General features: G+C 73.1%; 20 protein-coding genes and 2 pseudogenes. 11 read left to right on the top strand and 11 right to left on the bottom strand.

Annotated features, from left to right (window positions below):
• Window positions 1-4 precede the first annotated feature (4 nt).
• The 5 genes and pseudogenes from F7P10_RS12285 to F7P10_RS12270 all read right to left on the bottom strand — a co-directional run bounded on the left by F7P10_RS12285 (window position 5) and on the right by F7P10_RS12270 (window position 4,410).
• Window positions 5-1,237, bottom strand: coding sequence for a YncE family protein (locus F7P10_RS12285; RefSeq protein WP_151009465.1), 1,233 nt, complete (start codon window positions 1,235-1,237; stop codon window positions 5-7).
• Between the two features lie 76 nt (window positions 1,238-1,313).
• A complete protein-coding gene (locus F7P10_RS44250; protein WP_254716878.1) occupies window positions 1,314-1,613 on the bottom strand; it encodes a hypothetical protein in 300 nt (99 codons plus the stop codon).
• Between the two features lie 352 nt (window positions 1,614-1,965).
• Window positions 1,966-2,373: pseudogene (locus F7P10_RS44245) on the bottom strand (NYN domain-containing protein); the annotation flags it as partial.
• Between the two features lie 110 nt (window positions 2,374-2,483).
• Entirely contained in the window at window positions 2,484-2,726 is a 243-nt protein-coding gene (locus F7P10_RS12275; RefSeq protein ID WP_151009464.1) for an acyl-CoA carboxylase subunit epsilon, read from the bottom strand.
• Window positions 2,727-2,817: 91 nt separating this feature from the next.
• Window positions 2,818-4,410: an acyl-CoA carboxylase subunit beta gene (locus F7P10_RS12270; protein WP_218040472.1), complete on the bottom strand. Its 1,593-nt coding sequence runs from the start codon at window positions 4,408-4,410 to the stop codon at window positions 2,818-2,820.
• A 132-nt stretch (window positions 4,411-4,542) separates the two neighbouring features.
• On the opposite strand from F7P10_RS12270, the gene F7P10_RS12265 reads away from it, so the two are divergent.
• Window positions 4,543-7,122, top strand: a complete 2,580-nt coding sequence (locus tag F7P10_RS12265; RefSeq protein WP_254716758.1) for a phosphoenolpyruvate carboxylase — start codon at window positions 4,543-4,545, stop codon at window positions 7,120-7,122.
• A gap of 40 nt (window positions 7,123-7,162) precedes the next feature.
• Window positions 7,163-7,519 (top strand): hypothetical protein, encoded by a 357-nt coding sequence (locus F7P10_RS12260; RefSeq protein WP_151009462.1) that lies wholly within the window; start codon window positions 7,163-7,165, stop codon window positions 7,517-7,519.
• A gap of 382 nt (window positions 7,520-7,901) precedes the next feature.
• Here the strand turns inward: F7P10_RS12260 and F7P10_RS12255 are convergent, their stop codons facing one another.
• Entirely contained in the window at window positions 7,902-8,678 is a 777-nt protein-coding gene (locus F7P10_RS12255; RefSeq protein WP_151009461.1) for an enoyl-CoA hydratase/isomerase family protein, read from the bottom strand.
• A 50-nt stretch (window positions 8,679-8,728) separates the two neighbouring features.
• Between F7P10_RS12255 and F7P10_RS12250 the strand changes: the two genes are divergently transcribed.
• Window positions 8,729-9,589, top strand: a complete 861-nt coding sequence (locus tag F7P10_RS12250; RefSeq protein WP_218040471.1) for a biotin--[acetyl-CoA-carboxylase] ligase — start codon at window positions 8,729-8,731, stop codon at window positions 9,587-9,589.
• A gap of 90 nt (window positions 9,590-9,679) precedes the next feature.
• Window positions 9,680-10,720 (top strand): adenylate/guanylate cyclase domain-containing protein, encoded by a 1,041-nt coding sequence (locus tag F7P10_RS12245; RefSeq protein WP_151009459.1) that lies wholly within the window; start codon window positions 9,680-9,682, stop codon window positions 10,718-10,720.
• Here the strand turns inward: F7P10_RS12245 and bfr are convergent.
• Together bfr and F7P10_RS43255 are read right to left on the bottom strand one after the other, a co-directional pair.
• The gene (bfr, locus tag F7P10_RS12240) at window positions 10,704-11,201 is read right to left on the bottom strand and encodes a bacterioferritin (protein ID WP_151009458.1); all 498 of its coding nucleotides are present in this window, start codon (window positions 11,199-11,201) and stop codon (window positions 10,704-10,706) included. The genes F7P10_RS12245 and bfr overlap by 17 nt on opposite strands.
• 131 nt (window positions 11,202-11,332) lie before the next feature.
• Complete coding sequence (locus tag F7P10_RS43255) at window positions 11,333-11,746, bottom strand: bacterioferritin-associated ferredoxin (RefSeq protein WP_218040470.1); 414 nt, start codon at window positions 11,744-11,746, stop codon at window positions 11,333-11,335.
• A 150-nt stretch (window positions 11,747-11,896) separates the two neighbouring features.
• Between F7P10_RS43255 and glgX the strand changes: the two are divergent.
• The 5 genes and pseudogenes from glgX to F7P10_RS12210 all read left to right on the top strand — a co-directional run bounded on the left by glgX (window position 11,897) and on the right by F7P10_RS12210 (window position 20,454).
• Window positions 11,897-14,072 (top strand): annotated as a pseudogene (glgX, locus tag F7P10_RS12230) (glycogen debranching protein GlgX).
• A gap of 103 nt (window positions 14,073-14,175) precedes the next feature.
• The gene (gene treY, locus F7P10_RS12225; RefSeq protein ID WP_254716560.1) at window positions 14,176-16,317 is read left to right on the top strand and encodes a malto-oligosyltrehalose synthase; all 2,142 of its coding nucleotides are present in this window, start codon (window positions 14,176-14,178) and stop codon (window positions 16,315-16,317) included.
• Between the two features lie 8 nt (window positions 16,318-16,325).
• Window positions 16,326-18,272: a malto-oligosyltrehalose trehalohydrolase gene (treZ, locus tag F7P10_RS12220; RefSeq protein ID WP_218040469.1), complete on the top strand. Its 1,947-nt coding sequence runs from the start codon at window positions 16,326-16,328 to the stop codon at window positions 18,270-18,272.
• Between the two features lie 140 nt (window positions 18,273-18,412).
• Window positions 18,413-19,084, top strand: a complete 672-nt coding sequence (locus tag F7P10_RS12215) for a response regulator transcription factor (RefSeq protein ID WP_026402549.1) — start codon at window positions 18,413-18,415, stop codon at window positions 19,082-19,084.
• A gap of 95 nt (window positions 19,085-19,179) precedes the next feature.
• Window positions 19,180-20,454: an ATP-binding protein gene (locus F7P10_RS12210; RefSeq protein WP_151009456.1), complete on the top strand. Its 1,275-nt coding sequence runs from the start codon at window positions 19,180-19,182 to the stop codon at window positions 20,452-20,454.
• A 112-nt stretch (window positions 20,455-20,566) separates the two neighbouring features.
• Here F7P10_RS12210 and F7P10_RS12205 read toward each other — a convergent pair whose 3' ends face one another.
• Complete coding sequence (locus F7P10_RS12205) at window positions 20,567-21,154, bottom strand: GtrA family protein (RefSeq protein ID WP_254716757.1); 588 nt, start codon at window positions 21,152-21,154, stop codon at window positions 20,567-20,569.
• A 244-nt stretch (window positions 21,155-21,398) separates the two neighbouring features.
• Here F7P10_RS12205 and F7P10_RS12200 point away from each other — a divergent pair, with 244 nt between their 5' ends.
• Both F7P10_RS12200 and purE read left to right on the top strand, forming a co-directional pair.
• Complete coding sequence (locus F7P10_RS12200) at window positions 21,399-22,547, top strand: 5-(carboxyamino)imidazole ribonucleotide synthase (RefSeq protein WP_151017991.1); 1,149 nt, start codon at window positions 21,399-21,401, stop codon at window positions 22,545-22,547.
• Window positions 22,544-23,053 (top strand): 5-(carboxyamino)imidazole ribonucleotide mutase, encoded by a 510-nt coding sequence (purE, locus tag F7P10_RS12195; RefSeq protein WP_151009454.1) that lies wholly within the window; start codon window positions 22,544-22,546, stop codon window positions 23,051-23,053. Before F7P10_RS12200 ends, purE begins: the two co-directional genes overlap by 4 nt.
• 19 nt (window positions 23,054-23,072) lie before the next feature.
• Here the strand turns inward: purE and F7P10_RS12190 are convergent, their stop codons facing one another.
• The gene (locus F7P10_RS12190) at window positions 23,073-23,486 is read right to left on the bottom strand and encodes a CoA-binding protein (RefSeq protein WP_151009453.1); all 414 of its coding nucleotides are present in this window, start codon (window positions 23,484-23,486) and stop codon (window positions 23,073-23,075) included.
• 39 nt (window positions 23,487-23,525) lie between these two features.
• Window positions 23,526-24,179, bottom strand: a complete 654-nt coding sequence (locus F7P10_RS12185) for a response regulator transcription factor (RefSeq protein ID WP_151009452.1) — start codon at window positions 24,177-24,179, stop codon at window positions 23,526-23,528.
• Window positions 24,180-24,233 lie beyond the last annotated feature (54 nt).

The following is a 24,233-nucleotide window of genomic DNA, read 5'->3' as shown; positions in this document are numbered from 1 at the left end:
CGGGTCAGCGGTACAGCCCCGTCCCGCCGAGCGAGTACCGCCCCGGCTGCGGGTGGACGACCAGGGACGTCGGGCGCCCGCCCACCCGGATGCGGTGCAGGACGCGGCCCGTGGCGGTCGAGACCGCGTACACGAAGCCGGACGGGTCGGCGAGCCACAGCGCGGTGCCGTCGGAGGTCACCCCGCCGAGGACGGGCGGCGTCCGGCCCGGCAGCGGCCAGCGGGCGGTGACGCGGCGGGTGCGGAAGTCGACGGTGGCGAGAACACCGCCGCCCGCGACGAACAGGCGGCGCGCGTCCCGGCTGACGGCGAGCCCGGCGGCGCCCGGCGAGGTGCGCAGGAACCCGGCGGCGGCGAACGTCCGGGCGTCGACGAGCCAGACGCCGCCCCGGGCGGCGTCCGCGACGTAGAAGGTGCGCCCGTCCGGGGAGAGCCGGACGTCGCCGGGGCGGGCGCCCGCGGGCAGGCGCAGGGTCCGGGTGGCGCGGCGGGCCCGGACGTCCACGCCGACCAGGGTGCCCGCGGCGGTGCAGGACGCGACGAGGTGGCGCCCGGCCGGGGAGAAGTCGGCGTGCCGGGCGGCGCACGGCATCGGGATCGCGGCGCGGGGCCGCATCGTGCGCGGGTCGCGGACGCCGACGCGGCGGGGCCGCCGGGACAGGACGAGCGCCAGCTCGCCGTCCGGGGTGAAGTACAGGCCCGCCGGGTCGGGCACCGGCACCGCCGGCCCCCGCGCGCCGTGCGGCCCGACGGGGACGAGCACGCCGCGCCGGCCGTCCGCGGCCCACAGCCGGCGCATGTCCCAGGACGGGACGACGCGCGCGGCGCCGCCCGCCGGGAGGCGGTCGACGACGCGGAGCCGGAGCGGGTCGACGACGTCGAGGAACGGGCCGGTGGCGACGTACAGGCGGCGCGGCAGGTTCCGCGCGGCGGGCGCGAGCATCCCGGCGCCGGTGGCGGCGTACACCCGCCCGCCGGCGGGCGCGACGGTCGGCGCGGAGCCGCGGGCCGGGTCGCGGACCGGGTCGCGGGCGGGGTCGCGGGCCGGGTGCGGCGTCCGCAGCTCGACGTAGGGCGCGGCGCCGCCGAGCCCGACGACCGGGTCGTCCGGCCTGCCCTCGCCGGGCCGGTGGAACGGGACGGACGGCTCGCACGCGGCGACGACTCCGGACGTCACCGCGAACGCGGCGGCCAGCGGCAGCGCGGTGCGGGTGCCGCGGCGTCGCCGTCGAAGCATGGCCCTCACCTCCGGCCGGGACTGTACCGGGCGGCGACACGCCGTGTCCGCGCAACCGCGAAACGTGTGCGGGGCCTCAGTCGGACTTGCCGATGCCGATGCCGAACTCGCGGTAGACCCGCTCCCAGAAGCCGTCCCGCAGCCAGGTGCGGGCCTCCTGGTAGGGGCGCAGGGAGCCGCCGAGCTCCTTCTCGGCCTCGATCAGCAGCTCCTTGTCGATCACCGGCGGCAGGATCGGGCCGGGCAGCAGGTCGCGGATGTTGTCCCGCCCCCGCTCGAAGATCCACTTCTGGGCGACGTGCTCGCCGATCTCCAGCATGCTGTCGCGTTCCGGGCCGAGCCGTCCGTCCGACTGGGTCCCGGCGTTGTTGTTCATGGACGCGGCGACGGTCGCGGGCGTCGCGTTCCCCCAGGGGCCGGGACCGTCCCGGCGCGGACGGCCGCCGCGGCGGCGGGCTTGACCGACGGGGGCGGCCCGCGAACACCTGGGACGGGGACGGGACGGGGCTGGTGCGGCGCTCGGCGGCCTCGCGCACCGCGGCGGCCGTGCCCGGCGCGGGCACCGGCAGGACCTTCGCCTTCGTGAAGTACGGGCGGAGGAAGTCGGCGGGCAGCACCTCGACCGTGTCGGACTCCCAGACGAGCCATTCGGCCTGGTTCGACCCGTGCGTGGGCTCCACGCCCCACAGGTGCACCCGGACGCCGTACCGCTGGGCGGCCTCGACGGCGGGGAGCATGTCCTCGTCCCCGGCCAGCAGCACCGCGTCGGTGATCGCGCGGTGCCGGGCGAGGGCCTCGAGGTCGGCGCGGAGCTGCGCGTCCACGCCCTTCTGCTGGCCCTGCGCGTTCAGGTTGCCGAGCCGCAGCTTCACCAGCGGCAGGTTCGCGATGACGCGCTGGTCGACGGTCGGCTGCTTCTTCGGCGCCGCGTCGAACCAGTACACGCGCAGCAGCTCGCCGAGGAGCTGGTCGTCGGCGTGGCTGGTCAGAGCCTTGATCAGCTTCTCGGCGGCGACCCGGTACTCGCGCCGGGAACCGCAGCCGAGCAGCAGTGCCCCGGAGGCCGCGAAAAGGTACCCCGCATCGACGAAGATGGCGTAGCGCGCGGGCTGTGGGACGAACTCCGAGGTGGCCATGGCCTTCCACCTTATTCGTGTGGAGGGCCACACTGGGCGCGAACCACGGTTACATGTCGTTTCGGCCGGTCGGCGGGCGAGTCGCCGCCGACCGGCCGGTCGACGGGACGTCAGCCCGGCAGGGCGCTGGCCCGCCAGGCGCCGGGCCCGCTCGGCCGGAGGGCACGGCCCGCGGTGCCGCGCACCAGCCGGGACCGGTCGGCCCAGCGGGACGGACGGGCGGGCCCGCCGCCGTCGCGGGCGGCGGCGGCCGCCGCCGCCCGCGCGGTCAGCACGGCGACCAGCGCCGCGACCTCCTCGGCCGTCGGGTCACCCCGTACGACCTGCAGGAACGGCTTGGCTTCGGCGGTCACGCGTCCTCCTCGGTTCCGGTCGGCCCGGAATTCGGACGGGGCGCGTCCCGCCGGGCGTGTCGCGGCGGGGGCGTCCGTCCCGTCCGGGCGGTCACAGCGGGATGTTCCCGTGCTTCTTCGGCGGCAGCGTCTTGCGCTTCTCGCGCAGCGCCCGCAGGGCCCGCACGACCTGCCCGCGCGTCTCCGACGGCTTGATCACGTTGTCGAAGTAGCCGCGCTCGGCCGCGATGTAGGGGTTGGCGAGCGTGTCCTCGTACTGGGTGATCAGCTCCGCGCGGCGCGCGTCCGGGTCGTCGGCCGCGGCCAGCTCCTTGCGGTACAGGATGTTCACCGCGCCCTGCGCGCCCATCACCGCGACCTGCGCGGTCGGCCACGCGAAGTTGATGTCGGCGCCCAGGTGCTTGGAGGCCATGACGTCGTACGCGCCGCCGTAGGCCTTCCGGGTGACGACCGTGACGAGCGGGACGGTCGCCTCCGCGTACGCGTACAGCAGCTTCGCGCCGCGCCGGATGATCCCGCCGAACTCCTGGTCGGTGCCGGGAAGGAAGCCGGGGACGTCCACGAACGTCAGCACCGGGACGTTGAACGCGTCGCACGTCCGGACGAACCGGGCGGCCTTCTCGGACGCGTCGATGTCGAGCGTCCCCGCGAACTGCATCGGCTGGTTCGCGACCACGCCCACCGAGTGGCCCTCGACGCGGCCGAAGCCGACGATCATGTTCGGCGCGAACAGCTCCTGCACCTCGAGGAACTCGCCGTCGTCGACCACGTGCTCGATGACGGTGTGCATGTCGTACGGCTGGTTCGGCGAGTCGGGGATGAGCGTGTCGAGCTCGTCGATCGTCTCCTGGACGTCCACCGGTACGTCGAACGCGGGGGCGTCCGACAGGTTGTTGGACGGCAGGTACGACAGCAGCGCCTTGACGTACTCGATCGCGTCGTCCTCGTCGGAGCCGCGGTAGTGCGCCACGCCCGACCTGGAGTTGTGCGAGGTGGCGCCGCCCAGCTCCTCCATCGTCACCTCTTCGCCGGTGACCGTCTTGATGACGTCCGGGCCGGTGATGAACATGTGGGACGTCTGGTCCACCATGACGATGAAGTCGGTGATCGCCGGGGAGTACACCGCGCCGCCCGCGCACGGGCCCATCACCAGCGAGATCTGCGGGATCACGCCGGACGCGTGCACGTTCCGCTTGAAGATCTCCGCGTACAGGCCGAGCGCGACCACGCCCTCCTGGATCCGGGCGCCGCCCGAGTCGTTGATGCCGATCACCGGGCAGCCGGTCTTGACCGCGTGGTCCATGACCTTGCAGATCTTCTCGCCGAACACCTCGCCGAGCGACCCGCCGGACACCGTGAAGTCCTGGCTGAACACCGCGACCGGGCGCCCGTCGACCGTCCCGTACCCGGTGACGACGCCGTCCCCGTACGGGCGGTTCTGCTCCATGCCGAAGTTGGTGGAGCGGTGCCGGGCCATCTCGTCGAACTCCACGAAGGAGCCCGGGTCGAGCAGCGCGTCGATCCGCTCCCGGGCGGTCATCTTGCCCTTCGCGTGCTGCTTCTCCACGGCACGCGCCGATCCCGCGTGGACCGCCTCGTACCGGCGCCGTTCCAGGTCCGCGATCTTGCCCGCCGTTGTGTGGATGTCGTAGTCCAGGGCGGGTTCAGGGGCTTCCATCGCCATGCGGGCCAGAGTAACCGCACGCTGATGATCGCGATTCGACCGGGGCCCGCTGACCGGGATGAACTCGCCGGGCGCGGCCTCGTTAGGCTTGGGCGAGTGGCTACGAACACGCGTGAGATCCTCCGGCAGGACATGCCCGAACCGCTGCGCAACGACGTCCGATTGCTGGGCGGCATGCTGGGCGACGGGCTCGTCGAGTACGGCGGGCAGGAGCTGCTGGACGACGTCGAACGGCTCCGGCACGCGGTGATCGCGGCCCGCCGGGGCGAGCTGCCCGGCGACGAGGTCACGGCGCTCGTCGACGGCTGGTCGCTGGAGCGCGCCGAGGAGGTCGCCCGCGCGTTCACCGTGTACTTCCACCTGACGAACCTCGCGGAGGAGCACCACCGCATCCGCACCCTGCGCGAGCGCGACACCGGCGGCACCGTCCCGGGGTCGGTCGCGGCGGCCGCCGCGGAGATCGACGGCGGCGCGGTCGCCGACCTGGTCGAGGGCCTGGAGTTCCGGCCGGTGTTCACCGCGCACCCCACCGAGGCCCGGCGGCGCGCCGTCGTCACGTCCATCCAGCGGATCAGCGACCTCCTCGGCCGGCTGAACGCCGGCCCGGGCGCGGACGAGCGTGCCGAGATCGAGCGGGTGCTGCGCGAGGAGATCGGCGTCCTGTGGCGGACCGCGCTGCGCCGCGGCACCCAGATGGACCCCCTCGACGAGGTCCGCACCGCGATGGCCGCGTTCGACGAGACGATCTTCCGGGTCGTCCCGCACGTGTACCGGGCCCTCGACCGCGCCCTGCAGGGCGACGCGACGGGCACCCGCCCCCCGGCCGCGCGCCCCTACCTGCGCTTCGGGAGCTGGATCGGCGGCGACCGCGACGGCAACCCCTACGTCACGGCGCAGGTCACCCGGGACGCGATCATGATCCAGGCCGAGCACGTCCTGTCCGCGCTGGAGACCACGTGCGCCCGCGTCGGCCGCGAACTGACCGTCCACGAGAGCACCACGCCGCCCTCGGCGGCGCTGCGCAACGCCCTCGCCGCCGCCCGCACCGCGCAGCCGGCCCGCAGCGACCGGATGGCCAAGCGGTCGCCCGGCGAACCGCACCGCCAGTTCCTGCTGTACGTCGCGGCCCGCATCGCCGCGACCCGCGACCGCGACGCCGACCTCGCCTACGCGTCCCCCGACGACCTCCTCGCCGACCTGCGCACCGTCCGGGAGTCCCTCGCCGCGGCGGGCGCCGAGCGGCAGGCGTACGGACGCGTCCAGCAGCTCATCTGGCAGGTCGAGACGTTCGGGTTCCACCTCGCCGAGCTGGAGATCCGGCAGCACTCCGAGCTGCACGAGCAGGCCCTCGCCGAGATCCGCGCCGGCGGCGAGCGGTCCGAGATGACCGACGAGATCATCGAGACGCTCCGGGTCGTCGCGTGGATCCAGCAGCGGTTCGGCGTCCGCGCCTGCCACCGCTACGTCGTCTCGTTCACCCGCACCGCCGCCGACATCGCCAACGTGCACGAACTCGCCGCGACCCTCGGCGAGCAGGCGCCCGTCCTGGACGTCGTCCCCCTGTTCGAGACCGGCGAGGACCTCGACAACGCGCCGGGCGTCCTCGACGGGATGCTCGACGTCCCGGCCGTCCGGCGCCGCCTCGACGACACCGGCCGCCGCCTCGAGGTCATGCTCGGCTACTCCGACTCCGCCAAGCAGCTCGGCCCCGCCGCCGCCACCCTCCGCCTGTACGACGCGCAGGAGGCCCTCACCGCGTGGGCGTCCCGGCACGGCGTCGCGCTGACCCTGTTCCACGGCCGCGGCGGCTCCCTCGGCCGCGGCGGCGGCCCCGCCAACCGCGCCATCCTCGCCCAGGCGCCCGGCTCGGTCGGCGGCCGGTTCAAGGTCACCGAGCAGGGCGAGGTGATCTTCGCCCGGTACGGCCACCCCGAGATCGCCAGGCGGCACGTCGAGCAGGTCACCAGCGCCGTCCTCCTCGCCTCCACCGGCGAGATCCAGGACCGCGCCCGCGAGGCCGCCGCCCGGTACCGTCCGCTCGCCGACCGGATCGGCGCCGCCGCCCAGGCCGCGTTCCGCTCCCTCATCGAGACCGACGGCTTCGCGTCCTGGTTCGCCCGCGTCAGCCCCCTGGAGGAGATCGCCGACCTGCGCATCGGCTCCCGCCCCGCCCGCCGCAAGGCCGCCCGCGGCCTGGAGGACCTCCGCGCCATCCCCTGGGTGTTCGCGTGGACGCAGACCCGCGTCAACCTCCCCGGCTGGTACGGCCTCGGCAGCGGCCTCGCGGCCGTCTCCGACGACGGCCGCGACCTCACCGCGCTCCGCGAGGCGTACGAGGCGTGGCCGCTGTTCAACACGCTCCTCGACAACGCCGAGATGAGCCTCGCCAAGTCCGACCGCGCGATCGCCGAACGCTACCTGGCCCTCGGCGAGCGCCCCGAGCTGTCCGCGGCCGTCCTCGCCGAGTACGACCGCACGCGCACGCTCGTCCTCGCCGTCACCGGCCACGAGCGCCTGCTGGAGAACCGCCGCGTCCTGTCCCGCGCCGTCGAGCTGCGCAACCCCTACGTGGACGCGCTCTCGCACCTCCAGCTCCGCGCCCTCAAGGCCCTCCGCGCGGGCGTCGCCGCCGAGGACGAGCGCGCCCACCTGGAGGAACTCCTCCTGCTCTCGGTCAACGGCGTCGCCGCCGGCCTGCAGAACACCGGCTGATGATCGTGCTCGCGCCCGCGCGGCGCGCGATACTGCCGTGGTGAAAGGACACCCATCAGGCCCGGACGGTCTTCCCCCGCCCCCGCCGCACTACACGGCCGACATCTCGAAGGACGCGTTCCCGAGCCGGTCCGCGCCCGGCCCCGTGACGGGCGTCGCGCCCGGCGCCCCGAAGGGCAAGGCGGGACTCGCCATCGCCGCCGCGCTGCTCTTCCCGTTCGGCGTCCCGTCGGTCGTCTGCGGCCACCTCGCCCTGCGCCGCATGGCCAAGGGCGAGGTGACGATCGACATGGTCGACGCCCGCGTCCTGGCGTGGTTCGGCCTGGCGATGGGCTACATGATGACCGCGGGGTACCTGTTCATGGGCGTCGTGGCGGCCATGACCTTCCTGACCTGACCCCGCCCAGCCGAAGACGTCCCCGAGCGCCCGCATCGCCCGCGGGGACGGTGACCGCAGCGTGCGTACGAGGGCCGCGCGGGACACGGCGGCCTTGCACAGCACGTGAGGATCGCCGTCCCCGTGGCGGGGGTTCCAGGGGTCGCCCCGGTCGTCCGGAGGCGTCGTCTCCGGGTGCCTGCATTGCCTGCAGGGGGTTTTGAGTCCCGGCCACGGGCACGCTTCGCGCGGCCGTAGGCGCCCTGGCGCCGGAGGTCGTGCGAAGCGCCGGGGACGGTGACCGCAGCGTGCGTGCGAGGGCCGCGCGGGACACGGCGGCCTTGCACAGCACGTGAGGATCGCCGTCCCCGTGACGGGGGTTCCAGGGGGTCGCCCCCCTGGGCTAAGAAGGCCAGACCGGCTTGCGCTTCTCGTTGAAGGCGGCGATCCCCTCGGCGCGGTCCGGGGAGACGACGGCGGTGCGCCAGGCGTTGTCCTCGATCTCCAGGCCGGCCTCGAGGGGGAGGCCGGCGCCCTGGCGCAGGGCGCGCTTGGCGGCGCGGACGGCGACGGGGGAGTTGCCCGCGATGACCGCCGCGAGGGTGCGGGCCTCCTCGCGGGCGGAGCCGGCGGGGACCTTGCGGTCGGCGAGGCCGAGCTCGAGGGCCTCCTCGACGCCGATGCGGCGGCCGGTGAGGACGAGGTCGGCGGCCTTGCCGGGGCCGAGGCGGCGCAGCGCGAGCTGGGTGCCGCCGCCCGCGGGGATGAGGCCGACGCCGACCTCGGGGAGGCCGAACACGGCCGACTCGTCCGCGACGATCAGGTCGGCGGAGAGGGAGATCTCGCAGCCGCCGCCCAGCGCGTAGCCGTGCACGGCGGCGATCATCGGCTGGGGGAGGTGCAGGACGCCGCCGAAGGCGGCGCGGAAGACCGGGCGCTGCGCCAGGATCTCCGCGTCGGTCATCGAGTTGCGTTCCTTGAGGTCCGCGCCCACGCAGAACGCCTTCTCGCCCGCGGCGGCGAGGACGACCGCGCGCACGGACGCGTCGGCGGCGACCTCGGCGCAGACGGCGGCGAGGCGGCGGGCCATCGCGGTGGAGAGGGCGTTGAGGGCTTCCGGTCTGTCGAGCACGATCTCGGCGACGTGCTCGTGGTCCCGCAGCAGGGTGACTCCGTCCATGCCCCGCACCCTAGACGGCGGCTCGCGGGCCGGTGATGTTGGATGGGTACGTGAGCGATTCACCGTACGGGGACCTGGACCGGCCGCCGCTGCACGAGGCGGCGCTGCGCAGCGCGCTCGTGACGCCGGGCGGCCTGTGGCGCGACGTCCGGGTGGTGGCGGAGACCGGGTCGACGAACGCGGACCTGGCGGCGCTGGCCCGGGAGGGCGCGCCGGAGGGGACGGTGCTGGTCACCGAGCTGCAGACGGCGGGGCGGGGACGGCTGGGGCGGCCGTGGTCGGCGCCGCCGCGGTCGGGGCTGATGTTCTCGATGCTGGTGCGTCCGGCGGTGCCGGTGGGGCGGCTCGGCTGGTTGCCGCTGCTGACGGGGGTCGCGGTGGCGACGGCGGTGCGGCGGATGACCGCGTGGTCGCATGAGATCGATCCCGGGACGGACGTCGCGGTCGACGTCCGGCTGAAGTGGCCGAACGATCTGCTGGCCGGGGACCGGAAGCTGGCCGGGATCCTCGCGGAGCGGATCGAGGACGGGCTGGTCGTGGGCGTCGGGCTGAACGTCGGGCTGCGCGAGGACGAACTCCCGGTGCCGTCGGCGACGTCGCTGGCGATCGAGGGGGCGCCGCTGAGCGACCGGGCGCCGCTGCTGCGCGCGATCCTGCGGGAGTACGCGACGTGGTACCGGGAGTGGGTCGCGCTCGACGGGGATCCGGAGCGGAGCGGCCTCCGCCCCGCGTACAAGGAGCTCTGCGCGACCCTCGGGCGGACGGTGCGGGTCGAGCTGCCCGCGGACGAGCGGCTGACGGGCGTCGCGCGGGACGTGGACGGGGCGGGACGGCTGGTGGTGTCCGGGCCCTCGGGGGAACGGGCGATCAACGCGGGGGATGTGGTACACGTCCGGGGGACGGACGGGTGAAACGCCCGACGATCTGCCACGATATGTCCTGGTACCGGACGACGACGCCGCCGGCGGAGCCCACCGCGCCGGTGCACTGAGGGGCGGAGGATGGCACCCGGATTGCCGGATCCGAAGGAGATCGAGGAACTCCTGCTGGGCGGCGAGCTGCGCTACACGCGCGTGGACGCCGTCCGCCTTTCGGGGGTCTCCCGGGAGTTCTCCGGCCGGATCTGGCGCGCCTTCGGCTACCCGACGATGCCCGACGACGCCGTCGCCTACACCGAGGGCGACGTCGACGCCCTGTGCCGCATGCGCCGGCTCGTGGAGGACGGCGTGCTGGACGAGGAGGGCGTGATCCGGCTCGTCCGCGCGTTCGGGCAGACGATGACGCGCCTGGCGGAGTGGCAGGTCAGCCTGCTGCGCAGCATGATCAGCGAGGATCCGAACGAGTCGCCGTCCGCGGACTCGGTCAACGCGATCGTGGGGATCGCCGAGTCGCACATCGGGGAGTTCGAACCGCTCGTCCTGCACGCCTGGCGGCGGCAGCTCGCCTCCGCCGGGACGCGCGCGCTGGCGGCGGCGGCGACGCGGGAGAACGGTGACTCCACCGGACGCCCCATGACCACCGTCGGGTTCGCCGACATGGTGTCGTTCACACAGGTCAGCCGGGAGCTGAACGAGATCGAACTGGCCCGGGTCGTGGAGTGGTTCGAGGAGTCGACGTCCGACATCATCGCGGCCTGCGGCGGCCGGGTGGTCAAGACGCTCGGCGACGAGGTGCTGTTCAGCGCCGAGTCGCCGCGGGTCGGCGCGGAGATCGCGCTGACCGTCGCGGCGGCGATCCAGGACGAGACCGAGGTGCCGGACGTCCGGGTCGGCGTGGCGCACGGCCCGATCCTGCCGCTGATGGGCGACGTCTTCGGCACCACGGTCAACCTGGCCGCGCGGCTCACGGCGCTGGCCCGTCCCGGATCGGTGGTGATCGACGCGGAACTGGCGGCGGAGCTGGAGAAGGTCCCGGACTACGAGGTGACCCGGATCGTCCGGCGCCCGGTCCAGGGCCTCGGCATCATCCAGCCGTACGTGCTGCGCCGCAGCCCGAAACCGCCGGACGCCGGGCCCGCCGGGCCCGTCAGTACACCTTCGTGACGTCCTCGCCGGGCGCGTCGGTGAGCCGCTGCAGGTAGTTCTGCTCGCCGAGCGACTCGACCAGGCCCAGCTCGGTCTCGAGGTAGTCGATGTGCTCCTCCTCGTCGGCCAGGATGTCCTCGAAGATCCGTGCCGACGTGACGTCGCCGCGCGAGCGCATCAGTTCGATGCCGGGGCGCAGCCGGGCGACGGCCTCGAGCTCGACCTCCATGTCGGCCTTGAGCTGCTCGAAGACGGTCTGCCCGATCCGCAGGGTGCCGAGCCGCTGGTAGTTCGGCAGCGCCTCCAGGAACAGGATCCGGTCGGTGAGCCGTTCGGCGTGCCGCATCTCGTCGATGGACTCTTCGCGGGTGTGCTTCGCGATCCTGGTGAAGCCCCAGTTCTGCTGCATCTTGGAGTGCAGGAAGTACTGGTTGATCGCGGTGAGCTCCGCGGTGAGCTGCTCGTTGAGGAGATTGATGATGTCCTTGTCGCCTTCCATACGGACATACTTGCATGACCGAGCGATCTGGCACAGCACCGGCATGGGTGCATGACCGTCTCGCACGGTTTGCGGGCGCTCCGTCCGGGGATCTCGCCGGTGAGCGCGTCCGATGTTCGGTTAGGAGAGGCTCAGGCCGCCGTGGGCGGTGCGGACCCCCTTCCGACCTGCTCGGACATCATCGGTTCGGACGCCGCCGACCGTCCGTGGAACGAGGTGGCGGCGAACGTTTCGGGGGCGGCGGGGCCGGGCTCGACTGTGACGGGTTCCACGGTGTCGGGCGCGGGCGCGGGCTCGGGGACGGACACCGGCGGGAGCGGCCCGCCGGTGATGGCGTCCGCGAACTCGCTCGCGGTGCGGTACTCGCTGACCAGCGTGGAGATCCGCCGGGTGCAGGAGCCGCAGCCGGCCTGCATGCCGCAGGCGGCCTTGACGTCCTTGACGGTGGCGCACGTACCGTTGGCCATGCAGCCGTGCACGTCGTCCTCGGTGACGGCGTTGCAGATGCAGACGTACATCCGGTTCGGGCCTTCCGTCGACTTCACGGGCGCCTGACCTGGCCGCTTAGGCGGGCCTCATTAAGGTAAGGCTCCCCTAAGGTAACTCATAGATGTCCGTTCTGACCAGAGGACTCCCGAACGGTGTGATCCAGCCTTCGCAGGGAAGGCTTTCAGCGCATCGACGGGAGGCGGGACATGGCGCAGGTGTGGCCGGGCGAGGCGTATCCCCTCGGCGCCAGGTTCGACGGGGCCGGAACGAACTTCGCCGTCTACTCCGAGGCCGCCGACCGGGTCGAGCTGTGCCTGTTCGACGGGCCCGCCCGCGACGGCACGGAGACCCGCGTCGTCCTGGAGGAGGCCGACGCGTTCGTCTGGCACGCGTACCTGCCGGGCGTGATGCCGGGGCACCGCTACGGCTACCGGGTGCACGGCCCGTACGACCCGCGCCGCGGGCAGCGCTGCAACCCGGCGAAGCTGCTGCTGGACCCGTACGCGCAGGCCGTCGAAGGGGCGGTCGACTGGGACGAGTCGTGCTTCGGCTACCGGTTCGGCGACCCCGACTCGGGCGGCGGGTCGCGCAACGACGCCGACTCGGCGCGGCACACGATGCGCTCGGTGGTCGTCAGCCCGTACTTCGCCTGGGGCGACGACCGTCCGCCGCGCATCCCCTACCACGAGACGGTGATCTACGAGGCGCACGTCCGGGGGCTGACCGCCCGCCATCCGGAGGTCCCGGAGGACCTGCGCGGGACGTACGCGGGCCTCGCCCACCCGGTGATCATCGACCATCTGACGTCGCTCGGGTGACGGCGGTCGAGCTGATGCCGGTGCACCAGTTCGTCCACGACGACGCCCTGGTGCGGCGGGGGCTGCGCAACTACTGGGGCTACAACACGATCGGGTTCTTCGCGCCGCACAACGAGTACGCGTCGTCCGGGCACAGGGGCGAGCAGGTCCTGGAGTTCAAGGCGATGGTGAAGGCCCTGCACGAGGCGGGGATGGAGGTGATCCTGGACGTCGTCTACAACCACACCGCCGAGGGCAATCACCTTGGGCCGACCCTGTCGTTCCGTGGGCTCGACAACGCCTCGTACTACCGGCTCGCCGAGGACGACCCGCGCTACTACACGGACACGACGGGCACCGGCAACAGCCTGCTGATGCACAGCCCGCACGTCCTGCAGCTCATCATGGACTCGCTGCGCTACTGGGTGACCGAGATGCACGTGGACGGCTTCCGCTTCGACCTCGCCGCCACCCTCGCCCGCGAACTGCACGCCGTCGACCGGCTGTCCGCGTTCTTCGACCTCGTGCAGCAGGATCCGGTCGTCTCGCAGGTGAAACTGATCGCCGAACCCTGGGACGTGGGGGAGGGCGGGTACCAGGTGGGGAACTTCCCCCGCTGTGGACGGAGTGGAACGGCCAGTACCGCGACACCGTGCGCGACTTCTGGCGCGGACGGCCGGGCACCATGCCCGACTTCGCGTCCCGGCTGACCGGCTCGTCCGATCTGTACGCCGACGACGGCCGCCGCCCGATCGCCTCCATCAACTTCATCACCTGCCACGACGGCTTCACCCTGCACGACCTCGTCTCCTACGACGGCAAGCACAACGAGGCGAACGGCGAGGGGAACCGGGACGGGACGGACGACAACCGGTCATGGAACTGCGGTGTTGAGGGCCCGACGGACGACCTTGACGTCATCGCCCTGCGGGAACGGCAGAAACGCAACTTCCTCACCACGCTGTTCCTGTCGCAGGGCGTGCCGATGCTCTCCCACGGCGACGAACTGGGCCGCACCCAGAAGGGCAACAACAACGCCTACTGCCAGGACAGCAAGCTCTCCTGGATCGACTGGACCGGCCTGCGCGACGCCAGCTTTTTCGACGAGCGCGGCCCGATGCTCGACTTCGTCCGGCGCCTGTCCAAGCTGCGCACCGGGCACCCGGTGTTCCGGCGCCGCCGCTTCTTCCGCGGCGACCAGCGGAAGCGGAAGGCGCGCGGCGACCGGGCGAAGCCGGAGAACCTGCCCGACCTGGTGTGGTTCCGGCCGGGCGGCGAGGAGATGACCGACCGGGACTGGCGGGCCGGGTTCAACAAGTCGCTGAACGTGTTCCTCAACGGCGAGGCGATCGGCGAGCCCGACCGGCGCGGCCGGCAGATCCGCGACGACTCGTTCATGCTGCTGATCAACGCGCACGACGGCGACCTGCCGTTCGTCCTGCCTCCCGCACCGTACGGCCGGTTGTGGATGAAGGTCCTGGACACCGCCGACCCGCTGCTGGCGGAGGAGGAGTCGCCGGCGGTCAAGGCCCGCGAGACCGTGCAGGTGCCCGCGCGCTCCATCCAGGTGCTCCGCCGTGCCTGACCCCTCCGACCGGCGCCCCGCCCCCTCCGACCCCTCCGACCGGCCGCCCGACCGCGTACTTCCCCCGCCCGAGGGTTCCGCCCCCGACCCGACCGAGGACGACATGGCAGAGGAGATCCCGGCGGACGACCCCGCCGCGCCCCCGTCCGGCACTTACCGCATCCAGCTCCGCGGGACGCCCGCGGAGCACTTCGGCTTCGCCGAGGCCGCGGCGCTCGCGCCCTACCTGGCGGCGCTCGGCGTGTCCCACGTGTACCTGTCGCCGGTCCTGCGGGCCGCGCCCGGCTCCGTGCACGGCTACGACGTCGTCGACCACTCGCGGCTCGCCGACGAGCTGGGCGGCGCGGAGGCGTTCGGCGCGATGGCCACCCGGTTCCGCGCGCACGGCCTGCGGCTGCTGATCGACATCGTCCCGAACCACATGGCGATCCCGGCCCCGCCCGAGCCGAACGCGCCGCTGACGGCCGTCCTCGCCGAGGGCCGGTCGTCCCCCTTCGCCCGCTGGTTCGACGTGGACTGGGACGCGGGCGGCGGGCGGCTCGTCACGCCCGGTGACGGCGAGCCCAACTACCGGCGGTTCTTCGACATCTCCGGACTCATCGGACTGCGCCAGGAGGACCGGGAGGTCTTCGACACCACCCACGCGCTGCCGCTCGACCTGATCGGCGAGGGGCTCGTGGACGGCCTGCGCGTCGACCACCCGGACGGCCTCGCCGACCCGCGCGGCTACCTGCGCCGCCTCGCGGCCGCCGCCCCGGACGCGTGGCTGCTCGCCGAGAAGGTCACCGAGGGCGGGGAGCGGCTCCCGGCGGACTGGCCGTGCGCGGGCACCACCGGCTACGACTCGCTGTCGCTGATCGGCGGCCTGTTCGTCGACCCGGACGGCGAGGAGCCGCTGACCGACCTCTACACGGCCCTGACCGGGGGGCCCGCGGAGTTCGCCGGGGTCGAGCGCGAGTCCCGCCGGTACGCGGCCGAGCACGGGCTGCGTCCGAGGTCGACCGGCTGGCGCGCGTCCTGCACCGCGCGCGGCGACCGTCCGGGTCTGCGGCAGGCGCTCGTCGAGCTGCTCGTCGCGATGCCGGTGTACCGCGCGTACGTCGTGCCAGGTGAGGACGCCCCACCCCAGGCCGTCGAGGTACTGGAGGAAGCCGCCGGGCGCGCGCGCCCACGCCTGTCCGAGGACCTGCACGGGGACCTGGACACCGTGGTGGACCTCGCCTTGGGCCGGGGCGAGAAGACCGACCCCGAGTTCATCATCCGGTTCCAGCAGACGACCGCACCGCTGTCGGCCAAGGGCGTCGAGGACACCGCCTTCTACCGGTGGAACCGCATGGCCGCGCTGAACGAGGTGGGCGGCGACCCGGACCGGTTCTCGGTCGACCCCGTGGACTTCCATACGCACTGCATCCGCCTGGCCCGCGACTGGCCCCAGACCATGACGACGCTCTCCACGCACGACACCAAGCGCCAGGAGGACGTCCGGGCCTGGCTGCACGTCCTGTCGGAACTGCCGGACGAGTGGGCCGAGGCGGTGCACCGCTGGAGGGACTGGTGGGGCGGTGCCCGCTCCCCGCTGGAACCCGACCTCGAATACCTCCTGTGGCAGACGCTCGTCGGCGCGTGGCCCCTGGACTCCGGCAGGCTCACCGAGTTCCTCACCAAGGCGATGCGCGAGGCCAAGACCCGGACGTCCTGGCTCGACCGGGACACCGAGTACGAGGACGCCGTCCTGGAACACGCCCGCCGCGTGCTCGCCGATCCCGACCTGATCACCGACGTCACCGCGTTCGTCTCCCGCCTGCACCCGTACGCGCGCGTCAACACGCTCGGGCAGAAGCTCGTGCAGCTCGCCATGCCGGGCGTCCCCGACGTCTACCAGGGCTGCGAGCTGACCGCGCTCGCGCTCGTCGACCCCGACAACCGGCGCCCGGTGGACTACGGGCCGCGCCGCGAGCGCCTGCACCGGCTCGACACCGGGCGCGGCCCCAAGGACATCGACGAGAGAAGCTGCTGGTCACCATGCGGGCGCTGCGGCTGCGCCGGTCCCGGCCCGACTGGTTCGGGCCCGCCGCCGGGTACGCGCCGCTCGCCGCGCACGGGCCCGCCGCCGACCACGTCGTCGGCTTCCGCCGCGGCGACGCGCTCGCGCTCGCCACCCGGCTCCCGGTCGGGCTGGAGCGGCGCGGCGGCTGGGCCGGGACGACGATCGACGCGGAGCGGCAGGGCTGGCACGACGTCCTGAGCGGCGCGATGCACTGGGGCCGGCCCTGGACGCCGCCGACGTGTTCGCGCAGCTCCCGGTGGCGCTGCTCGTCCCCCGGGAGGTCTCGAGGTGACCGGGGAGACCGCGCGTTGACCCGGTTCGAGGTGTGGGCGCCGAACGCCCGCCGCGTCCACGTCGCGGTCGGCGACGCGGCGGCCGGCGACGCGGGGCCGGGCGCCGCGCCCGGCCTCGCCCGGCATCCGCTGGCGCCCGTCCCCGGCCGTCCGGGCTGGTGGGGGACGGACGTGCCGGGCGCGGGCCACGGCACGGACTACGGGTTCGTCCTCGACGAGGGCGACGAGGGCGACGAGGGCGCCGGAAGCGGCGACGGGAGCGGCGAGGTCCTGCCCGATCCGCGTTCCCGCCGCCAGCCGAACGGCGTGCACGGTCCGAGCCGCATCTACGACCACGCCCGGTTCGCCTGGACGGACGCAGGGTGGCGCGGGCGTCCGCTCCCTGGAAGCGTCCTGTACGAGATGCACGTGGGGACGTTCACTCCAGAGGGAACCTTCGACGCCGCCATCGAACGCCTGGGCCACCTCGTGTCGCTTGGGGTCGACGCGGTAGAGCTTCTGCCGGTCGCGTCGTTCCCCGGTCACCACGGGTGGGGCTACGACGGCGTGCACCTGTGGGCGCCGCATGAGCCCTACGGGGGTCCGGACGGGCTCAAACGGTTCGTGGACGCCGCCCACGAGCGCGGTATCGCGGTCGTCCTGGACGTCGTCTACAACCACCTGGGCCCGGACGGGAACCGTCTGGCCTCCTATGGCCCGTACTTCACCGGCGCCCACATGACGCCCTGGGGCGACGCGGTGAACTTCGACCAGGAGGGGTCGGACGAGGTGCGCGCGTTCGTCGTCGAGAACGCGCTGATGTGGCTCCGCGACTACCACCTGGACGGGCTCCGGCTGGACGCCGTCCACGCCATCACCGACCACCGGGCGGTGCACATCCTGGAGGAGATCGCGGAGGCCGTCGCGGGCCTCTCCGCCCATCTGGGACGCGAGCTTTCCGTGATAGCCGAGTCGGACCTGAACGACCCGCGTCTGGTGACGTCCAGGGAAGCGGGCGGATATGGGCTCGATGCGCAGTGGAGCGACGACTTCCACCACGCTTTGCACGCCGCCCTGACCGGTGAACGTCAGGGTTACTACTGTGACTTCGGGTCACTGGAGACACTGAAGAAAACCCTGACACGGGTGTTCTTCCACGACGGCACGATGTCGACCTACAGGGGACGGCTCCACGGCCGTCCCGTCGACGTCCGCACAACGCCCGCACACCGTTTTCTGGGGTTCCTGCAGAACCACGACCAGGTGGGCAATCGCGCGTCCGGGGACCGCATAAGCGCAACGCTGTCCGTGCCCATGCAAAAGGTGGGGGCGGCCCTCCTCCTCCTGGCCCCGTTCACGCCGATGCTGTTCATGGGCGAGGAATGGGGCGCGTCCACGCCGTGGTGCTATTTCACCGACCACGTCGACCCGGATCTCGGACGGGCGGTGAGCGAGGGCCGCCGCCGGGAGTTCGCCCGCCACGGCTGGGCGGGCGAGATCCCCGACCCGCAGGCCCCGGAGACCTTCCACCGGTCGGTGCTCGACTGGGCGGAACCGGAGCGGGCCCCCCACCAGGAGTTGCTCGACTGGTATCGCGCGCTGATCGCCCTCCGCCGTTCCAGCCCGGACCTGACCGACCCGCGCATCACCGAGGTGGACGCCGAGGTCCGGGAAACCGGGACGGAACGCCTCGTCACCATCAGGCGCGGACGTATCCGCATCATCGCCAACCTGTCCGGCCGCTCCGCGGAGATCACGGCACCCGCGTCCCGCATGCTGCTCGCGTCCGATCCGGACGTGAAACTCGAAACGGACTCCATCGGCGATTCCGGAACGGCCTCGCTGGCCCTTCCAGCGGCCTCCGCGGCCGTCCTCGGCTGACCGTTTCATGGGTGAGATGTCGAGACTCGCCCGATTACCGGCAAAGATGTGTGTTCGAGGTTCTACTATGAGTGGCAAACCGCAGGTCAAGAGCGCGGTGGCGGCCGAGAAACCGTCAAGATTGGTCATACGATCGGTTCATGACCTCAGTACTGCTCGCCGAGGACGACACGTCCATCTCCGAGCCTCTCGCCCGCGCGCTGCGTCGCGAGGGGTACACCGTCGAAGTCAGCCCGGACGGACCGCAGGCGCTGGAGCGGGCGCTCGGTGGCGGCGTGGACCTCATCGTGCTCGATCTCGGCCTGCCGGAGCTCGACGGCCTTGAGGTGGCCCGCCGGGTACGTGCCGAGGGGCACGGAGTCCCGATACTGATCCTGACCGCCCGTGCCGACGAGGTCGACACCGTCGTCGGGCTCGACGCGGGCGCCGACGACTACGTCACCAAGCCGTTCCGGCTCGCCGAACTGCTCGCCCGGGTGCGGGCCCTGCTGCGCCGGGGCAGCACCGAGACCCCGATCGTCCAGGGGGTCCGGATCGACGCCGAGTCGCGCCGGGCCTGGATGGGCGAACAGGAACTCCAGCTGACCACCAAGGAGTTCGACCTGCTGCGCGTCCTGGTCCGGGACGCCGGCAAGGTCGTGACCCGCGAACAGATCATGCGCGAGGTGTGGGACACCAACTGGTGGGGTTCCACCAAGACCCTCGACATGCATATTTCCTGGCTGCGCCGCAAGCTCGGCGACGACGCCGGCAGTCCCCGCTACATCACCACGGTGCGGGGCGTCGGCTTCCGGTTCGAACGCGGCGACTAGCACCGCTCGCCACGGTCGCGCGGCTCCTTCCCCGGGCCTTCCCGAGAGGCCGGGGGAGCCCGGTGCGGCCGTGGCATCACCCCTAAGGAGCCCTGATGAGGCGCCGACTCCTGCTGTCGACGCTCGCGGTGGCGGTGGTCGCGATCCTGCTGCTCGGCATCCCCCTCGCCTACGCCGCCCACAAGCTCATCCACGAGGAGGCCCGCCGGTCGCTGGAGCGCGAGGCGTCCACGATCCTCGGCGGCGTCGGCTACAGCCGGCAGACCGGCCGCCCGCTGCACGGTGCGATGATCGCGCGGGAGTATCCGGGCCGCCACATCTTCATCACCCTGCCGGACGGCCGCACGGTCACCGCCGGGCCCGAACCGGGCGCCGCGCGGATGCTCACCGCCGCGACGTCCGCCGAGGGCGTCCGCGTCCGGGTGTCACGGCCCGCGTCGCACGTCCAGGACGCCGAGCTGCGCCTCCTCCTGCTGATCGGCAGCCTCGCGCTGCTCGGCGTGGCCGTCACCGTCGGCCTCGCCATGGTGCAGGCCCGCAAGCTCACGCTCCCGCTGATCGACCTCGCCGAGACCGCCGACCGGCTCGGCACCGGCAACGCCCGCCCGCGCCGCCGCCGCTACGGCATCGCCGAGGTCGACCGGGTCGCCGAGGTCCTCGACCGCAGCGCCGTCCGGATCGCCGACCTGCTCGCCTCCAGCCGCGAGTTCGCCTCCGACGCCAGCCACCAGCTGCGCACCCCGCTCACCGCCCTGTCGATGCGGCTCGACGAGATGATCGAGGCCGCCGACTACCCCGACGTCGTCCGCGAGGAGGGCGCGGCGGCCGTCGCGCAGACCGAACGGCTCGTCGCCGTCGTCGAGCAGCTGCTCGCCCGCGCCCGCCACGACCGCACCGGCGGCGCCGTCCCCGCCCCCATCGACGACATCATCGCCCAGCAGGTCGAGGAGTGGCGCCCCATCTTCCGCCGCGCCGGACGGGACGTCCGCATGATCGGCGAGCAGGGGCTCGTCGGCATGACCAACCCCGAGGGCCTGTCCCAGATCGTCGCGACACTCCTGGACAACTCCCTCATGCACGGCGCCGGAACCGTGACGATCCACACCAAACCGGGCGGTAGCTCGGTCGTGGTCGAGATCGGCGACGAGGGCGGAGGCATCCCGCCCGAACTCGAGCCCCGGATCTTCGAACGCAGCGTCAGCGGCGGCCGGGGCACCGGCCTCGGCCTCTACCTGGCCCGCTCGCTCGCCGTCGTCGACGGCGGCCGGCTGGAGCTGATCCAGGCCCGCCCCGCCGTGTTCGGAGTGTTCCTCCGGCAGGCCGCCCAGGCCAGGCTGGCCGCGGAACGCGTCGTGATCGGCCCCACCTGAGGGCGGGTACCCGCCCGCGCCCGGGCACGACGCGCCGGACGCGCCCCGGCGGACGGGCCTCGACGGACGGGCGCGTCTGGGGGGCAGGCGTCCAAGGCGGTGCGTGACGGGGTCAGCGCGCGGCGTAGTCCTCGGCGGGCGCGTCGAGCGGGTGGCCGAGGCGCGGCGCGGCCGGGACGTCCGCGCGGTGCGCCCCCGGGACGCCGTCCGGGGGCTCGTGCCCGTCCACCGGCTCGGGCAGCCCGGACGCTGGGGCGACCGGCGGGGCGCCGGCCGGGAGGAACACCCACTTCTTGTAGGCCCAGAACCGGAACAGCGTCGCGGCGCCCGTTCCGACGATCATCGCCGTGTTGTAGGGGATCGTCCCCTCCAGGCTCAGCACGTAGATCGTGAAGCCGATGAACAGCTGGGTGATGACGAGCCCCACGCCGTTCAGCGCGAAGAAGATCACGTACTCGCGGCCGACGCCGCTGCGGTCGCGGTGCCGGAACGTCCAGTACCGGTTCGCCAGGTAGGAGAACGTCGTGGCCACCACCGTCGCGACCAGGAACGACGTCATCGGGCCCACGTCGAGCCCGGCGTGCAGCACGTTGCTGACGATCATCGTGATGGCGAACGCGATGGCGCCCACGCTGCCGAACTTGGCGAGTTCGCGCACCAGGTGCTGGAACTGCCGCTGGAGACTGGCGACCAGGTTCACCAAGGGGAACCGTCCTTCCGGACCTCGGCTATGGCGCCACGACGGGCGGCCAATGCGGGAGCACAACGAGGATAGACGCACGCGGTGCCGGAGACGTCGGAACAAGAACGTTTCGCGTTCTGCCATGGGTTCCCTGCCCGCACCCCGGGGACCCACACGGAATCCGACGCACAGTACACGTGGTTCGTTCACCGTGCACGGCCGATAACCTTTTGACGTGACCCTTGATACCCCCGTCGTCGGCATGGTCGGCGGCGGCCAGCTCGCCCGGATGACGCACCAGGCCGCGATCGCCCTCGGCGTCCCGCTGCGCGTCCTCGCCGGGGCCCCGGACGACTCCGCGGCGCAGGTCGTCGCGGGCGTCCACGTGGGCAACGACCGCGCGCTCGACGATCTGCGGACGTTCGCCAAGGGCTGCGACGTGATCACCTTCGACCACGAGCACGTCCCCGGCGACCACATCCGCGACCTCGAGGAGTCCGGCGTCCCCTGCCGCCCCGGCTCCGCCGCCCTCGCGCACGCCCAGGACAAGCTCGTCATGCGCGAGCGGCTCACCGCCTTCGGCGCGCCGTGCCCCGCGTACGCGCACCTCCCGGCGGCCGCGCCGGTCGAGACGCTGGCGGCGTTCGCCCGCGACCACGGCCTCCCGCTGGTGGTCAAGGCCACCCGCGGCGGTTACGACGGCAAGGGCGTGTGGGTCCTCGACGCCCTGGACGACGATGCCGAGCGGCTGGTGACCGGCCTCCTCGAGCAGGGGCTCGACCTCATGGTCGAGGAGCACGTCGCGTTCCGCCGCGAGATCGCCGCCCTCGTCGCCCGCTCCCCGTACGGGCAAGGCGCCGCGTACCCGATTGTGGAGACCGTCCAGGAGAAGGGCATCTGCACCGAGGTCATCGCCCCGGCGCCCGGCCTGTCCGGCGACCTTGCCGCGCAGGCGCAGAACCTCGCCCTCGGCATCGCGAACGAGCTGGGCGTCGCCGGGCTCCTCGCGGTCGAGCTGTTCGAGACCGAGTCCGGGCTGGTCGTGAACGAGCTGGCGATGCGCCCGCACAACTCGGGGCACTGGACGATCGAGGGTTCGCGCACGTCCCAGTTCGAGCAGCACCTGCGGGCCGTCCTGGACCTGCCCCTCGGCGCCACCGAACCCACCGCGCCCGTCACCGTCATGGCGAACGTCCTCGGCGGCGACGACCCGGACGTCTACTCCCGGTACATCCACGTGATGGCGCACGACCCGTCCGTCAAGGTCCACCTGTACGGCAAGGAGGTGCGGCCCGGACGCAAGATCGGGCACGTCACCGCCCTCGGCGACGATCTCGCGGACGTCCGCGAGCGCGCCCGCCACGCCGCCGACTACCTCCGCTGGGGCACGAAGATGAAGGAGCACGGATGAGCCCGCTGAGCGCGCTGGCCCCCCGGGTGGGCGTCGTCATGGGCAGCGACTCCGACTGGCCCGTCATGAAGGCCGCGGGCGAGGCGCTCGACGAGTTCGGCGTGCAGTACGAGGCCGACGTCGTCTCCGCGCACCGCATGCCGCACGACATGATCGCCTACGGGGAGGAGGCCGCCGACCGCGGCCTCCAGGTGATCATCGCGGGGGCGGGCGGCGCCGCGCACCTGCCCGGCATGCTCGCCTCGGTGACCCCGCTCCCGGTGATCGGCGTGCCGGTCCCGCTGAAGCACCTCGACGGGATGGACTCGCTGCTGTCGATCGTCCAGATGCCCGCGGGGGTGCCCGTCGCGACCGTCGCCGTCGGCGCCGCCCGCAACGCCGGGCTGCTGGCCGTCCGCATGCTGGCCGCCACCGACGAGGAGCTGCAGGCGAAGATGAGGGTCTTCCAGCAGGACCTCTACGGGCAGGCCAAGGCGAAGGGCAAGCGCCTCCGCGAGAGCCTCTGAGGCGCGCTCGTGCCGCCGCTCAGTGCCGCTTGGACCACTCGATGGCGGGGCAGCGGTCCATGACGACGTCGAGGCCCGCGTCCAGCGCGCGCCGTCCCGCCTCCTCGTCGACCACGCCCAGCGGCAGCCACACCGCCCCGGCGCCCGCCGCGATCGCCTCGTCGACCACCGCGCCCGCGTACTCCGACCGCCGGTAGACGCCCACCACGTCCACCTTCTCGGGCAGGTCGGCCAGCGCCGCGTACCCCGGCTCGCCGAGCACCTCCGCCCGCGACGGGTGCACCGGGAAGATCCGCTTGCCGCGCGCCTGCAGCCGCCGCGCCTGGTCGTGCACGACCCGTTCGGGACGGTCGTTCAACCCGACGAACGCCCACGTCCGGGACTCGTCCAGCAGCCGGGTGATCACGTCCGGGTCCGCGAAGGAAGCATCCATACCGGGCACAACACCCGGCCCGACCTGATCGTTCCCGGCCTAGCCGCCGGGCCGGATCAGGCCCGACTCGTAGGCGGCGATCACCGCCTGCACGCGGTCGCGCGCCCCGAGCTTCGCCAGCACGTTGCTCACATGGGTCTTGACCGTGTGCTCGCTGACCACGAGCGCCGCCGCGATCTCGGCGTTGGACAGGCCGCGCCCGACGAGCGTGAGCGTCTGCCGCTCCCGCTCGGTCAGCATCCCCAGCGCGGGCGCGTCCCGGACGGCCGGACGGCCTCGCAGCACGTCCCCGATCAGCCGCCGCGTGACGGTCGGGGCGAGCAGCGCCTCTCCGGCCGCCACCACCCGGACGGCGTGCACGAGGTCGTCCCTGCGCACGTCCTTCAGCAGGAACCCGCTCGCCCCCGCCCGGAGCGCGTCGTAGACGTGGTCGTCCTGGTCGAACGTCGTCAGCATGAGCGCCCGCGTGTCCGTCCCCGCGCAGATCTCGCGGGCCGCCTCGATGCCGTCCGTCCCGGGCATGCGGACGTCGAGCAGCGCGACGTGCGGGGCGTGCGCGCGGACCGCGTCGACCGCCGCGCGGCCGTCGGCGGCCTCGGCCACGACGGTGATGTCCGGCTGCGTGTCGAGGATCAGGGCGAACCCGCTGCGCACCAGCTCCTGGTCGTCCGCCACCACCACGCTGATCGTCACGCGACCGCCCCAGCGGCAGCCGCGCCTCCACCCGGGCGCCGCCGCCCGCCGCCG

The sequence above is a fragment of the Actinomadura sp. WMMB 499 genome (assembly GCF_008824145.1).
GTDB lineage: Bacteria > Actinomycetota > Actinomycetes > Streptosporangiales > Streptosporangiaceae > Spirillospora.
Note: the sequence above shows the minus strand (reverse complement) of the source record. Positions and strands in the feature narration are given on the sequence as shown.

Bases quoted from the DNA above. Each gene is read 5' to 3' on its own strand.
- F7P10_RS12285 (WP_151009465.1), bottom strand. From the start codon at position 1,237: ATGCTTCGACGGCGACGCCGCGGCACCCGCACCGCGCTGCCGCTGGCC.
- F7P10_RS44250 (WP_254716878.1), bottom strand. From the start codon at position 1,613: ATGAACAACAACGCCGGGACCCAGTCGGACGGACGGCTCGGCCCGGAA.
- F7P10_RS12270 (WP_218040472.1), bottom strand. From the start codon at position 4,410: ATGGCGATGGAAGCCCCTGAACCCGCCCTGGACTACGACATCCACACA.
- F7P10_RS12265 (WP_254716758.1), top strand. From the start codon at position 4,543: ATGCCCGAACCGCTGCGCAACGACGTCCGATTGCTGGGCGGCATGCTG.
- F7P10_RS12255 (WP_151009461.1), bottom strand. From the start codon at position 8,678: ATGGACGGAGTCACCCTGCTGCGGGACCACGAGCACGTCGCCGAGATC.
- F7P10_RS12245 (WP_151009459.1), top strand. From the start codon at position 9,680: ATGGCACCCGGATTGCCGGATCCGAAGGAGATCGAGGAACTCCTGCTG.
- bfr (WP_151009458.1), bottom strand. From the start codon at position 11,201: ATGGAAGGCGACAAGGACATCATCAATCTCCTCAACGAGCAGCTCACC.
- treY (WP_254716560.1), top strand. From the start codon at position 14,176: ATGGCAGAGGAGATCCCGGCGGACGACCCCGCCGCGCCCCCGTCCGGC.
- treZ (WP_218040469.1), top strand. From the start codon at position 16,326: ATGCACTGGGGCCGGCCCTGGACGCCGCCGACGTGTTCGCGCAGCTCC.
- F7P10_RS12215 (WP_026402549.1), top strand. From the start codon at position 18,413: ATGACCTCAGTACTGCTCGCCGAGGACGACACGTCCATCTCCGAGCCT.
- F7P10_RS12210 (WP_151009456.1), top strand. From the start codon at position 19,180: ATGAGGCGCCGACTCCTGCTGTCGACGCTCGCGGTGGCGGTGGTCGCG.
- F7P10_RS12200 (WP_151017991.1), top strand. From the start codon at position 21,399: ATGGTCGGCGGCGGCCAGCTCGCCCGGATGACGCACCAGGCCGCGATC.
- purE (WP_151009454.1), top strand. From the start codon at position 22,544: ATGAGCCCGCTGAGCGCGCTGGCCCCCCGGGTGGGCGTCGTCATGGGC.
- F7P10_RS12190 (WP_151009453.1), bottom strand. From the start codon at position 23,486: ATGGATGCTTCCTTCGCGGACCCGGACGTGATCACCCGGCTGCTGGAC.